We start from the raw sequence: 13,711 nt of genomic DNA, 5'->3' as shown, positions 1-13,711 counted from the left end.
GCGCAGATCAGCTGAATGATCTGCGCAGTAATGTATTTGCTGTTACTAGCCAATGTCGAGCGAAGGCTTGTTCTGCAAAATATCATCGATATCTTTCATCACTTCGGGAGTGAGCAGTGGCACTACTTCCAGCGATTTCAGATTTTCTTCGAGCTGCGAAACTTTTGTTGCACCGAGAATGGTGGTTGTTACATTCGGATTTTTGATGGTCCATGCAATAGCGAGCGTAGCCAGCGATACGCCGAGTTTCTTTGCGTATTCGGTGAGCTGTTTTGCTTTCGCAATCTTTGCATCCTGCAACCAGCGTTCTTTCAGCCAGTCGTATCCTTCGAGGCCGAGACGAGAATCCGAAGGGATGCCATCATTGTATTTTCCGGTGAGGAAGCCTGCTGCGAGCGGGCTCCAGATGGTAGTTCCGAGGCCAACGTTCTGGAAAACCGGCAGATAGTCGAGTTCCATTTTGAATCGCTCGAACATATTGTATTGTGGCTGTTCCATCACTGGGCCGATGAGTTTATATTCCTGCGCTACACGATGCGCTTCCATGATCTCTGCTCCGCTCCACTGGCTGGTACCCCAATAGAGGATCTTGCCTTGCTGAATGAGATTGTGCATGGTCCATACAACTTCCTGGATAGGCACATTCACATCGGGACGGTGACAGAAATAGAGATCGAGGTAATCGAGCTGCAATCTTTGAAGCGCTTCGTTGCAGGCTTCAAAGAGGTGTTTGCGGCTAAGCCCCGTCTGATTGGGTTTGTTTTGTTTTCCTCTCCAGCCGAAATAAGCTTTTGATGAAACGGTGTAAGATGTGCGATCCCAGTTTTTCTTTTTGAGCACGCGGCCCATCATCTTCTCACTTTCTCCATTCGCATATACCTCTGCGTTATCAAAGAAGTTGATCCCTTTGTCGTAAGCTATTCCCATCAGTTCATCTGCGAGACTGTCATCTACCTGCTTATGAAAAGTTACCCAGCTTCCAAACGACAATACACTTAATTCCAGTCCTGATCTTCCAAGTCTGCGATATTCCATAATGATTGCGGTTTTAAGGCAATGAATTTACGGAGAAAGATCGGATTGAATTGTACTCAGTAAAATAGCTGACAGGGCCTGCTGTTACAGGCTACAATATGCCGGGTGAATGCAAACTTATTGCTGTGGTTTTTTGATCAGCTTCTCGCGCTCCAGTCTCATGCTGTCGGTTCTTCTGAGCGAAGGCGGAGGTGTTGTACCGGGAGCCTGCTTAAACTGTAAGCCTCCTGATTTTACTGGTTGCTGCGCTGGTTGATTGCCCGCAGGTGGTGGCGGCGGAGGTGTTCCGGGTTTCACGGCCGGAGTGGTTACCGGTGTTTGCAGCGTACCTGCGGGCGGCGCCTGCAGACTGTCTGTGCCGGTATTGGGATTGGCTTCGTCCGGAACCGGCAACTGGCCTGAGTTCTGATAGAGCTCATACCAGGAGAGGTCCTGCTTGGCCTTCATCCCCTGTTTGGAGAATATCACGGTACCATCGCGTTTGCTGATATGCGACGGTTTGTCTGTGTAGAATTCCTGTTTATTCTGATCCCACCAGAGTTCGGGTGTACGAAGTGTATCACCGTTTTTGATGTTGATCACTCTTACACTGTCGCGCAGCAGTACCTTGCTTTCGTATTCGCGGTACTTGGCGTATTTGGCGTCGAGTATGGTTTCGATCTTTGCACTGTCGTCATAAAAATCAACATGCAATGTGCGGGGAAATTCCAGGTAGTTGGAATCTGTTACCTGACGGATCATGAAAGGCGATGTGAGCTTCGCTTTGATTTTTCCATCCTGACTGAGAAAGCTTACCACCTGATTGGCTTCTTCCACTGCCACTTTTTTGGTGAATAAGGCATCCACTTCTTTCTGACTGTTCTCACAGCTGATCATAAAAAAGCAGCCCTGTAAAAGGACTGCCAGAATGAAAATATATCGTGACATGAGCTTCGTCATGCATTAATCGTACTTGCGTTTGAGGAACCAGATATCGGTGAGTGCGAGACCTACACCGATGCGGAAAAAGTTTTCGCGCAGCGGATTGTTGTTGTTGCCACGGTTGCCATACTCCACCATTATGTTGATCATGGAGAACTGGTTGGTATATGCTGGTTTGCGCATTGGGAGTGAAGCGCCTGCAGATACTGTCCATTTAGGAAGTTTCTGATTGTTGATGTACACAATATCCTGTCCGTATGCGAAACCGGCGCGGTAAGCAACATTGCTCCAGTAAGTTTTGCCTTGCCTTGGAGCAACCTGTCCGCCGAGGCGAACTTCCCAGCTATCCTGCACCATGTCTTTGCTTTCGTAGGTGCGGAATGAGCTCCATTTTTCGGCAGCGTAATCGATACCGATCATCCATTTACCAACTTTATCGTAGATCAGACCTGCGCCGTAGCTGGCGGGGTACTTGATATTTCCAGAAACATCTTTTTTGCGGTCTATGATATCGACAGTGTCGATAGCGCCGCTCTGCGAATATTCGAATGTGTTGATCACGAGATCTTCAGAAGCGTTCAGGTTTTGCTGAAGGCTACCGTAAGCGCCGAGACGCAGATAAGAAGTTTTATCGAGTTTGGCTACGTATTGAAGACCACCGGTGAATTTCACACCATTATAGCTGGTATTCTTTTCGTAGTTGCTCTTATAATAATAGGAGGTCGTATCTGAGATCAGTGTTCTTGTGCTGTGATCTTTGGATCCGAATACATAACCGAAGTTGAAACCTGCAGTGAGGCCTCTGGCTACGAGAAATCCGGTTCCGATATGGGCTTCATAAGCACCGCCATTTCCTTCGTAAAGGGTGTTCAGTGCCATGGGTTGTGAGAAGTTGGGTCTTCTGAGACTATCACTGGAGTTGATCTTGTAACCTACGCGGGTAATCGGGTTCAGGCCGAGATTCATTCCCCATCCGCCATTCTTTTTGAGCGGAAATGCAACCTGCAGGTAAGATATGTTCGGGCTGTATGAGCTGAATTTGCGGGATGGTTCGCCTGCGCGAAGCGTTCGGTTAGTCAACTCAAAACCTAGGTCGAGTGTGGTAAGCGAAATTCTTCCGTAAGAAGCCGGGTTCACGTAGTTGATGGACGAGTAGTCGAAGTAAGCCGCAGCTAATCCTCCCATTCCACGCTGAACGATGGATTGTCCGGGTAAACGGTCACCTAGTCCGTAACGGGAGTAGGGCGAGTTGTCTGATTGCGCCTGTACCAGAGATGTGAAACAGCAGCAAACGATTCCTAACAGCCTGATTTTCTTATACATTGTTGTATTCGCAGATAGCATAAAGCCCTTTAAATATTAAATTAGGGTCTGCAAATATCTTGTTTTTGAGATGATAGACAAAATACGGTGCGTCGCCCCCGGTTAAGACGGCGTTAAAGTTATGGTACTTTTGTCGATAAATATCTATGATTCCATCGATCTCAGTGGCCATTCCAAGGATAACGCCACTCAGAATGTTGGTTCTGGTGTCGTATCCCATGAGCGGGAAGTTCCAGTCTTTCTCTATCAGCGGCAGTTTGGCGGTAAATGCATGGAGTGATTTGAAACGCATTTCCATCCCCGGCGAAATACTTCCTCCCACAAATTCATGATACTTGTTCACGAAGTTGAAAGTGATGGCGGTACCCAGTCCGATGATAAGATTATTATAGGTAGGAAAGAGGTCGATGGTTGCGGAGATCATAGCCAGCCTGTCGGCCCCGATGGTCTGGGGCTTGCCTACCGGTGTAGTGAAAGGCAGTTTCGATGCATGACTCAGTTTATGAAAGCGGCCGGCTGAAGCGAGGATGGTCTCCACTTCGGGTTTGTGTTCTATCACCGAAGATAAAATGGAGCGATCTGGCTGAAACCGGGCTACCAGCTCTCTGATGGTAGCTTCCGAATCATCGGGCAATACAACGATCTCCTGCATTTCCCTGTTTTTGAACACGGCGCATTTGAGGCGGGTATTTCCGAAGTCGAGACAAAGCGTTGTTGTTGGCGTCAAAGCTGTATGGGATTTGTGATGATGCTAAACATCAATGTCGAGGTCAAAGGCAGACAGGTTTCTGAAATGACCATTCAGTTTTACTTTATCTTTCAGTTGCTCCATCTCCATCAGCATGGGCAATACTTTTTCGAGATGCCGCCGGATGTATTCCTGCCGCTGCAGTTCTCTCATCAGTTGAAGCACTTCATATTCTTCTTCGAGCGATAGTCCTGCATGATGCGCCACATCGTAGCTGGTAAGATCGTTTTCTGCTTTGCGGAAGTCTTTGCTGATATTGAGCATGCGGTGCAGTTCTTTCACGCCGTTCACTACTTTTTGCATCAGCAGCCGGTTGCCGGCATCGTCGTCGTTTTCAGGATAACTCACAATGGCGCCGCTGTATAATTTGTCCGGGATCTTTTTGATTACCTCGAGAATGCGGAAAACCTTCATTCCTTTTGTGCGGATATCCATTTCGCCATTCTGGTATTCCTGCACAATCTCTACCACCTCCACCAGAGTACCCATATCCTGCAGTTTTTCATTGACAACAGCCGGAATACCGAAGGGTTTTTTGCTTTCCTGACATTCTTTGATCAGTTGTTTGTACCTCGGTTCAAAAATATGCAGGTGCATCGTTTCTCCGGGATATACCACTACGGCAAGGGGAAATATTGGAATAAAATTGGTCATCGTTACAAAGTAACGAAATCATATCATTCAAAACCCCGCTTTCCTGTTTGGTGTAATTGATTACCTTAGCCGCGTAAATACCGTAACCAACAATCGAGCAATGGCAGTACTTTCAGTTGTAATCATAACCTTCAATGAAGAAGACAAACTCAGGGCTTGCCTTGAAAGTGTACGGACCCTTGCAGATGAAATTGTAGTGGTAGATTCGCTCAGTACCGATAACACCGAGAAAATTGCAAAAGAATTCGGTGTAAGGTTTGTGAGTCAGCCCTTTCTCGGATACATCGAGCAAAAGAATTTTGCATTGCAACAGGCTACTCACGAAATGGTGCTCTCGCTCGATGCAGATGAAGTACTGGACGAAAAGCTGCAGGCATCCATGCTCGCAGAGAAGCAAAAAGATTTTCCTTTCGACGGATATACCATGAACCGCACTACCAGCTATGCAGGCAAATGGATCAGGCACGGAAGCTGGTACCCCGATGTAAAGCTGCGATTGTTCGACAGAAGAAAAAGCCATTTTGGTGGAACCAATCCGCACGACCGGATCATCGAATCGGAGGGCTACAGAAAAAAACACTTGAAAGGAGATATCCTTCACTCGTCTTTCGAAAGCTTTACTGCGCATATTGCACAGCTGAACAGGTTCACTACCATTCAGGCAGCAGCGCTGAACAAAGAAGGAAAAAAAGGCACATTCGCAAAACTCTGGATCAATCCGATTGTTGCATTTGTGAACGGCTATATCTTCAAAGGAGGATTCCGGGATGGAACACCGGGGCTGATCATTGCCGTTACAGTAGCCTATCAGACCTTTGCCAAATATGCCAAACTCAGGCTGCTGCAACGAAACCAGCAATAGCCACCATTGCAAAAGATTCAATACACAAAATATTGCTCACACTCCCTTCAAATACTACCCGTGCACTGGCCCGCAGCATTTCTTATGTAGAGAACGAAGTGCCGGGGTTTGAAGAATTATTGTCCGGATTGCAGACCAACGACAAGGTAAAAGTGATCGGCATCACGGGCCCTCCGGGTGCAGGCAAATCTACACTGGTAGATTCGCTGATCCACGTGATAGTGAAAGAAGGAAAGAAAGTAGGAGTGCTTTGCGTTGATCCATCTTCCCCATTCAATTTCGGTGCGTTGCTGGGAGATCGCATTCGCATGAGCGAGTGGTACGATCATCCGAATGTATACATCCGTTCGCTGGCTACACGCGGTTCCTTGGGTGGATTGCATCCACGCATCATAGAGATCACCGAGCTGATGAAAGCAGCCGACTTCGATTATGTGATAGTAGAGACAGTTGGCGTAGGACAAAGCGAAGTGGAAATCGTAGGGCTGGCCGATATCACGGTGGTGGTGGTAGTTCCTGAAGCTGGCGATGAAGTGCAGACCATGAAAGCCGGACTGATGGAGATTGCAGACATCTTTGTAGTGAACAAAGCCGACCGCCCCGGTGCAGATCTTTTCGTCAAGAACCTCCGATTGATGCTGGCGCCTGTTTTCTCCACGCATCAGTACGAAATTCCGATAGTGAAAACGGTGGCTTCACAGAAAGAAGGAGTGGATAAACTGTATGAGAAGATCCTGGAGTTTTTCAGTCATCCTGTACATCAATCGAAGAAATCCTGGCTGCTGACGGAACGCGCCTGGTTCTTAATTCAGCAGTACCGCATGAAAGATCTCAGCAAAGAACAGCTGAAACAGGCTGTGGAAGCGGCTTTGAAAGAGGAGCAATTCAATCTCTACCGATTTGTTCAACGCTGGATCTGATCTTCCCAAACATATTGTAGAACATTCTACCCGATAAAATAAAGAAGCCTGCCGAAGCAGGCTTTCTGTTTGGTTGGAATATGAAGCTTATTGTTCACAACCGATCGGTGCACCCGGAGGTATCTCTTTGTGTTGTGTACCCTGCGCCTTTTCCGGCGCTTTGATTCTCGCTGCTGCCAGTGACAGATGCGCGAGATATGAATTGTCTTTACTGATCTTCTGCTGAGTTGCAATGAACGTGCCTAAATTGTTCACGGCTTGTTGTGCTTCTGCTCTTGCCTGGAAAGAAAGACTTTCGTCGACGGAAGATCTGAGCATATAGGTGAGCAGTATTTGTTCGGTCTGTTGCTGAATCAGTTTTTCCATGCCCGATTTGCGGGGAGCTTTCCATGTTCTGTTAACGAGTGTGGTGATCATTTCGCGAACGCCCAGGCCTTGCTGCTGTGCTTCGTATTGCACCATTCTGCTAAGTCTTTCGGGATGGAACAAAAACGATAATGGAAGATCTGCTGCAGTTTCAGCAGGTGAGAGCACGTCGAATGAAAGGCCAGTACGTTTTTTGAAAAGTTCTCTGGTTACTTCCACGCCGGCGGGTCTCGGAGGAATCAGTTTTACCAGTTCATCCGGCAGTTTCAGAAAATCAGGTTCGAGGCAGTCTGCAGCTGCATTCAGCGCTTTGAGTTGTTCGTCTTTTGAAATAGCGCGGGTAACAGTTTGGTTGTCGCCACGAGTAGCGTAGGTGTAGAACATGCCACCTACTTCTTTGGTTACGGCTTCCACCTGGTAGCGATGGAAAAGATAAACGGGCACCAGCACATCTTCGAGCTGCGCCATGGGCACACCTGGTTTGATATTGTTGATGCCGAATTGTGACAGCGCTTTAGCTCTGATCTTCACCATGTTTTTGAGTTCTGTAACGGCATCGGTGCCGTTATCCCAGAGATGCGCCTGCGGATGCAGTCCGCCGGGTGCGCGTGCATCGCGGTCTGCGATGAAGAGCAATCCTTTGTTGGCGGCATCGAGCAGAATATTGTTGAGGGCAGATTTTTCATCGGTGCCTTTGGGGAAATCCTGATAACCCCATGTGATGGCCACTTTATCCCAATCGCCAATTTTATTGTCGTATGCGTTGCTGAGATCGATGGAGCCGTTATCGAGTTTAACAACGGGATGCGGATAATCCATTACGCTGGCGCGGTTGTTAACGCTGGAATAGTAGTTGTGCATAAGACCAAGCGTATGTCCTATCTCGTGAGCAGCGAGCTGATTGAGGCGTTCGAGCGCCATCTTCAGCATTTTGTCGTTTGCGGGAGTGCCATTTTCAAAAGGAGCGAGCAGGCCTTGTGCAATGAGATAATCCTGTCTTACGCGAAGCGAACCGAGCGTTACATTTCCTTTGATGATCTCACCGGTACGCGGATCAGATACAGAAGCGCCGTAGCTCCATCCGCGTGTGCTGCGATGCACCCAGTTGATCATATTGTAACGAATGTCCATCGGATCGGCGGAATCCGGCAATATCTTCACCTGAAAGGCATCTTTGTATCCGGCTGCTTCGAATGCCTGGTTCCACCATTGAGCGCCTTTGAGCAGTGCGCTGCGGATAGGTTCGGGAGTGCCGTTATCGAGATAATAAACGATAGGTTTAACAGCTTCGCTGAGCGCAGCGGAAGGGTCTTTCTTCTTCAGTCTGTGCCGGGCAATGTAGAATTTCTCAATTGGTTCTGCTACCGGTGTGCTATAGTCGAAAAATGAAGTGGCAAAGTAACCTGCACGCGGATCGAAGATGCGTGGCTGGTAATCGTTATCGGGAAGCTGCACAAAACTGTGGTGCATGCGCAATGTGAATGCATCGTTAACAGGAATTACAGATCGCAGGTAATTGCCCGCTTCGCCGTCACCACTGCTGAAAGTGATGGTAGCTTCGATCTCGGTATTCTGCGGAAAGTTTTTTGTACGTGGAAGATAAATGGCAGACCGGCTTTTGTCGAAGTTGTAACTGCCCTGCTTCATGCTGCGAAGTTTAGCTCCAACAAAGAGAGCATCCCGCAAAACGAAATCAGTGGCGTCCACCAAGAGATGGCCATTGCTTTCTGCTTCTGCCTGAAAACCCCAGATAACGCTCTGGGCAAATGATTGCTCAACTGCTCTTCTTTCAGCTGCATCATTGGAGACTGCACGATAATCGTAGTTGGGGGCAATGAGCAAGACCTTTCTTCCTGACCGGGAGAATTTTACAATGTTGTTGCCGCCGAGGCTTCCACGGTCGAGGCCGATATCGTTGGAGCCGAGCCCTGCGGGGAGCGACTTCACGTATAAGATTTCAGAATCGGGTTGGGTAATTTCGAGCCAGAGTTTTCCGGAGTTTTCATCCCAGTAGAGCGGGAAGAAGCCTTCCAGTTTTTTTAAGCCGTTGGTTTTTTCTTCGATGGAGGGGAGTTTCTGCGCCATAGCAGCATTGGCTATAAACAGCAGCAGTAACCAGCAGTATCTCATGTGCATTTTGGGTTTGCAACAAGATAAGAAAATCAGCAAGCCTGCAAAGGCTCATTGGACAACTGCCGGAAAATCAGTGATCAGTGGAGAAACTAGGCTGGTTTGTTGTTCTTGTACCAGCGATAAGCTACGAATCCGATAATGGCTAAAGGAGTGAATGCCAGGTATACGATGCCGCCATTCAGTGCCTTTGCAGGCCGTTCGCCCAACTGCGATGCAGTTCTGGTGCAGATAGAACATTGTGCAGAAGCTGTAGTTGCAGTAATTACAACCATTGCCAATATGAGTAATGTCTTACGCCACGTTTTCATTATCATGGATTTGATGGGTATGCAAAAATACAACTCAATCGGCACTTTTGCGGCAGTAATTACAGGCGGTAGAAATGGACGCCGGAAAGGGTAAAAACAAAAACTGGTGTACCGCTTCCGGTACACCAGTTTTCTTTTCAGAGACTGCAAACTCATGAGAAAATTGGTTGCTGACTCATGGAAGATCAAACTGCATGATCTTTTTTGTTTTTCGGCTATACTTTATTGTTACGTCCTATTTGTTATGCGGCTTTCTTTGTGCGGCTGTACACTTCCCATCCTTCATTCTCTACAGATTTCAACACAATGGTGTACGTGCTTGTTTCGAGTGTGATATAGTAAGCGTTGCTGCCGTTGTTGCTCATTTCAAAGAGATCAGAGATCCAGCAATCACTGTAATCTTTTTTCAGCTCGGTCTGCAGGTTGAGCGGAAGCTGTGTAGATACGATGTTTCTGGTTACGCCAAGCAGATCGCCATCGAGTGAATAGTATGCGAACATCACTTGTCCGTTGAGCTTGAAAGTGGCTTTGGCAAAGGTTTTACTGTTATCCCATTTAATTTCCAGAGCGCCTGAAAATTCTTTATTGAATGCGTTGGTGATCTTTTCGTTTACGTTTCCTTTTACGTTAGCAAATGTTGCGGTGAAGGCTGTTACGATAAACATTGCAACAATGAGTGTGAACTTTTTCATGTGAAATATTTTTAGAAAGATGTTTAATTGTTTTGTTGGTTTCCTGAAGCATTTGCGCGTTTGCTTTCTACAGTTAATAAGACGCAGCTTTTTCTCCGATGTTACAAATTGGTTGCATCTATTTTCCATTTTAACAATTAAAACCTTTCATGCGGTGTTATTGCCGCTCGTCCTCGAAGAGGGGATCTTCCCAGGTGTTTTGATAAACTACGGTGGTTCCGGAGACCTTATCGTGCCAGTTTGCATTGAATAAAAAGGAGAAAGCCTCGAAGGGGATCAGCCTTCCAAGGGTTCTGGTGAGCGCCCGGCCTGTGGTCATGGGGGCGTCGATGGCTACCACGCAGGAGCGGGTGAGCATTTTGCCGAAGGTCTGGCGGAAAATGGCTTCCGACAGGAAATAATATAGGAACCAGGCGATGAAGTTCATCAGGTAGTCTACCAGAATCGGTCCGGGATTGTAGTAACTCCGGGATGTATCTACATAGGTATAACCGATAATTAAGAAAAGGGCGTAATCGGCAACATGATTCAGTAACCGATGCCCCCTGTTTGTATAGGATACCAAACTGTATTCAGACAAGTTGATCGAGGGTACAGCATTTTGGGGTTTGTTCTTCCAAAGAACCACCAGCGCTGTAATGGTAAAGGCCTGGTGAATGATCAGATAATACCATCTTGTGTCTTTCGACATTATTCCAACTTCAAGATAGAATCTGATGGTTGCGGGAATGTTTATGAGCATATGCATCATGAATACATACCTGATAAGCGCGTATATTTTGTCTCTGCGTTCTCCGTTGGATGTCAGCAGCATGATGGTTGCAACAATATAAAAGATCTTCAGCAGCTCATAGCAAAATAACTTGGAGCTTCTGAGAATGTCTTTGTAGTCGTAAAGATTACCCGTAAGTACTTCGAGTATGAATTTTTCCTGCCTGAAATTAAATAGCGCAGTAGCGAGAATCTGAAATACGGCTATGAGTATTACAATAATGAGTGCGGACTTTTTCATGGGTAGGTTTGATAATGTTTATTGATTGGTACCGGATGTTTGATTGAACTCGCCGGTTGTTGGCGCTGTTTCAGATTCGAAGATATTTGTTTGCAGGGAATTGACGTGAACTACAGCTGTACTGGTGAATTTATCGTGCCAGTCGCGACCTGTAAGAAAGCTGATGGCTTCGAGTGGAATGAGCCGGCAGATGGATCTGCTGAATGCTAACTTAGGTTGCATTGGTTGATTGGTGCCAGCGACCATAGTACCGGTTATGTATTTGCCTAATGTAGATCTGAACATAGCCTCGGAAAGCCAATAATAAGTTACAAACAGGATAATGAAAGTAATGTACCATTTAGTATGACTTATCCCTTCGTCCGGGTTAAAAAAGATATTCCAGATAGGACAGATACAGAGGAAAAATATGCTGTCAATCAGTAAATGCATGAATCTGCTTGATTTGGATGCATACGATACAGAGAGATAATCAGACAAGTTTACCTTGTGTTTTTCTGATGCAGGTTTTATGTTCCAAAGAATCATACAGAAAATGAGAAATCCAAATATCCCAACCCAGGATGCGTAATCGGATAAAGATAGGTTCTGATCTTCCTGGCCGAATTGAAACAGCAAAAACATGGGTGCAATGAAGATATACCTGATGATAACCATGTATCTGATCAATGCATAGAGTCTGTCTTTTTTATCATTCTTCTTTGTTGCGAAATAGATAATGGGTAGTAATGAGGTGATTGAAACAGTGATGAGGTCGAGGAAAAAAGACAGCAGGCTTGTAAAATAAAACAGGTTGCTGCCTGGCGAAAAAGCCAGCTTAATCAGCTCTGTGATAAGGGTATTGTCGGATACTGAATATTGTGCAATCGGTAAGATTGTGATAAGGGCAAGGGTAATTGTTTTGGTTCGATTCATGGTTAGTGAATTGGTTTATTGGCGGGTTGCTCATCAGGAAAAAAATCTTCTTCGAGTGAGTTAATGTAAACCACTGCAGTGCTGGTGAGTTTGTCATGCCAGTTATGTCCGGACAGAAAGCTAATGGCTTCGAGCGGAATGAGCCGGCAGATTGATCTGTTGAACGCACGCCCTGCACCCATGCGTTTTTTTGTGCCGACAACCATAGTTCCTGTAAGAATCTTTCCGAGTGTTGCCCTGAACATGGCTTCAGAAAGCCAGTAATAAAGCATGTAAAAGAAAACGGTCACTATCATCGTGGCTATAGGAATACTGTAATCTTCATAATCATTAAATACAATATTCAAGGACCATAGCGGAAAACTGAGAAGAAACAAACTCGTATCTATCACTAAATGAGAAAGACGGTTTGCCCTGGTTGCAAGCGAAACTGAAAGGTAGTCAACAGTTGTGCTGATACGTGGCCTCTGGACCTGAGGTTTTATTTTCAAAAGAATGATGCAATAAATAAGAAAAAGCAGCTGTACAGAAATAAAAACAAATTGTGCATAAATATGCATGTCTTTTCCTTGCACCAAATGGATCAACGTTGACATTGGTAGTCTTATAATAAACTGGATGATAACAATGTATCTGGTCACAGTATAGGCCATCTCCTTTTTCGCAGGATTTCTAAAACAGAAACAAAGAAGGGGAAGAATGATAACGATACCCATCAAGACGAAGTCAATGCTTGTATAAGCAAACAGACCAATTTCTCCTGCCTCAGCTAAACCAGAAGAAACAGTCTCTGCCAATGAAATATAACTGTCGTATTGGTAAAGAAAAGCCTGCGTAATCAGGGTAAGAGAGATAAGAACAAGCGTGATAGTTTTAAGGCGTTGCATGCTGAAAGGATTGTAGGGTGCTATTTACTTTCATCCGGAAAGAAATCTTCTTTAAGTGAGTTGATGTAAACAACGGTTGTGCCGGATAGTTTATCATGCCAGTCTTTCCCTATAAGAAATGAGTATCTCTCAAATGGGATAAGTCTGAAAAGAGATCTGAGCGCGGCTTTGCCTGGTCCCATTTTACTGCTTACTCCTGCCACAATGCTTCCTGTCAGGAGCTTGCCGAAGGTTTGACTAAACAAGGCTTCAGATAGAAAGAAATAAGCAAAATAGAGGAGCGTGAAGCTCAGCAATAAGAGAGCCGTTTCTAAGGAAACGGAATACACGTTATTTAAAGTAAGATACCATAGCTTGGTTACCGTAAAGCAAAACAACATATCCAGCAAATGGGTAAGAAGTCTGCTCCAGCGTGATGCCGGTATATGAGTAGTATAATCCTGTAGGTTAATTGCTTTAGGTTGGTTAATTGGCTTATTGAAAAGAAGAATAAAGAAGACTGCAAACCTGACCGGGATCTGAATGATTTCTATCCTCTGTTTTAGCGTTTCAAATTTAAGGCCTGATAGACCGTGTGATAGAAATGTAGGTAGATTGAATATAAACTGAATAATGAATAAATACCGAAATATTGAGTAGGCTTTATTTTGTAACCTGGAGTTCGTGGAAACGAAGTAAATGATGGTTGTTATCAAATACGCCAAAGGGAAAAATTCTCTAGTGTAAAATGCCAGCTGAGAAATAATGGAGAGTTTCCAGAATATGTGGTTCGGGTTGGGCAGGCCAGATGATGAAGAGTCCCCCGTGAAGAACATTTCATAGTGAGTGACTATGATTTCAAACATGATCACAGCTAACGCAAGAGGTTTCAATACTTTCATAGAAGAGGTTAAATACTCAACTAAGATAATCGTTTTACATCCTTCCCCTCCACA

At 45.6% G+C, this 13,711-nt stretch carries 14 protein-coding genes; 2 read left to right on the top strand and 12 right to left on the bottom strand.

Annotated elements, in window-relative coordinates; translation table 11 throughout:
- Positions 1-45 precede the first annotated feature (45 nt).
- From HHL16_RS03025 to HHL16_RS03005, 5 genes are all read right to left on the bottom strand, one after another.
- Positions 46-1,035 (bottom strand): aldo/keto reductase, encoded by a 990-nt coding sequence (locus HHL16_RS03025; protein WP_169423664.1) that lies wholly within the window; start codon positions 1,033-1,035, stop codon positions 46-48.
- 117 nt (positions 1,036-1,152) lie between these two features.
- A complete protein-coding gene (gene lptC, locus HHL16_RS03020; protein WP_169423663.1) occupies positions 1,153-1,962 on the bottom strand; it encodes an LPS export ABC transporter periplasmic protein LptC in 810 nt (269 codons plus the stop codon).
- Positions 1,963-1,977: 15 nt separating this feature from the next.
- Positions 1,978-3,279, bottom strand: coding sequence for a hypothetical protein (locus HHL16_RS03015; protein WP_169423662.1), 1,302 nt, complete (start codon positions 3,277-3,279; stop codon positions 1,978-1,980).
- On the bottom strand, positions 3,272-4,006 hold the full coding sequence (locus tag HHL16_RS03010; RefSeq protein WP_169423661.1) for a type III pantothenate kinase: 735 nt from the start codon (positions 4,004-4,006) through the stop codon (positions 3,272-3,274). Before HHL16_RS03010 ends, HHL16_RS03015 begins: the two co-directional genes overlap by 8 nt.
- Before the next feature lie 24 nt (positions 4,007-4,030).
- Positions 4,031-4,681, bottom strand: a complete 651-nt coding sequence (locus tag HHL16_RS03005) for an LON peptidase substrate-binding domain-containing protein (RefSeq protein ID WP_169423660.1) — start codon at positions 4,679-4,681, stop codon at positions 4,031-4,033.
- A gap of 100 nt (positions 4,682-4,781) precedes the next feature.
- Between HHL16_RS03005 and HHL16_RS03000 the strand changes: the two genes are divergently transcribed.
- The gene (locus HHL16_RS03000; protein WP_169423659.1) at positions 4,782-5,543 is read left to right on the top strand and encodes a glycosyltransferase family 2 protein; all 762 of its coding nucleotides are present in this window, start codon (positions 4,782-4,784) and stop codon (positions 5,541-5,543) included.
- A 32-nt stretch (positions 5,544-5,575) separates the two neighbouring features.
- The gene (meaB, locus tag HHL16_RS02995) at positions 5,576-6,463 is read left to right on the top strand and encodes a methylmalonyl Co-A mutase-associated GTPase MeaB (protein ID WP_206022232.1); all 888 of its coding nucleotides are present in this window, start codon (positions 5,576-5,578) and stop codon (positions 6,461-6,463) included.
- An 87-nt stretch (positions 6,464-6,550) separates the two neighbouring features.
- Here the strand turns inward: meaB and HHL16_RS02990 are convergent, their stop codons facing one another.
- The 7 genes from HHL16_RS02990 to HHL16_RS02960 all read right to left on the bottom strand — a co-directional run bounded on the left by HHL16_RS02990 (position 6,551) and on the right by HHL16_RS02960 (position 13,657).
- Positions 6,551-8,959: a zinc-dependent metalloprotease gene (locus tag HHL16_RS02990; RefSeq protein ID WP_206022231.1), complete on the bottom strand. Its 2,409-nt coding sequence runs from the start codon at positions 8,957-8,959 to the stop codon at positions 6,551-6,553.
- Positions 8,960-9,051: 92 nt separating this feature from the next.
- Positions 9,052-9,270: a hypothetical protein gene (locus HHL16_RS02985; RefSeq protein ID WP_169423657.1), complete on the bottom strand. Its 219-nt coding sequence runs from the start codon at positions 9,268-9,270 to the stop codon at positions 9,052-9,054.
- 242 nt (positions 9,271-9,512) lie between these two features.
- Entirely contained in the window at positions 9,513-9,962 is a 450-nt protein-coding gene (locus HHL16_RS02980) for a hypothetical protein (RefSeq protein ID WP_169423656.1), read from the bottom strand.
- Between the two features lie 157 nt (positions 9,963-10,119).
- Positions 10,120-10,974 carry an RDD family protein gene (locus HHL16_RS02975; protein ID WP_169423655.1) on the bottom strand — a complete coding sequence of 285 codons (855 nt, stop codon included), beginning with the start codon at positions 10,972-10,974 and terminating at the stop codon, positions 10,120-10,122.
- Between the two features lie 18 nt (positions 10,975-10,992).
- Positions 10,993-11,889, bottom strand: coding sequence for an RDD family protein (locus tag HHL16_RS02970; protein WP_169423654.1), 897 nt, complete (start codon positions 11,887-11,889; stop codon positions 10,993-10,995).
- 2 nt (positions 11,890-11,891) lie between these two features.
- Positions 11,892-12,776, bottom strand: coding sequence for an RDD family protein (locus HHL16_RS02965; protein ID WP_169423653.1), 885 nt, complete (start codon positions 12,774-12,776; stop codon positions 11,892-11,894).
- Positions 12,777-12,796: 20 nt separating this feature from the next.
- The gene (locus tag HHL16_RS02960) at positions 12,797-13,657 is read right to left on the bottom strand and encodes an RDD family protein (RefSeq protein ID WP_169423652.1); all 861 of its coding nucleotides are present in this window, start codon (positions 13,655-13,657) and stop codon (positions 12,797-12,799) included.
- Between the last annotated feature and the right edge of the window lie 54 nt (positions 13,658-13,711).

This window comes from Pseudoflavitalea sp. G-6-1-2, assembly GCF_012927185.1.
Taxonomy (GTDB): domain Bacteria; phylum Bacteroidota; class Bacteroidia; order Chitinophagales; family Chitinophagaceae; genus Pseudobacter.
The sequence above is the reverse complement of the archived record's forward strand: the minus strand, read 5'-3'. Positions and strand labels throughout refer to the sequence as shown.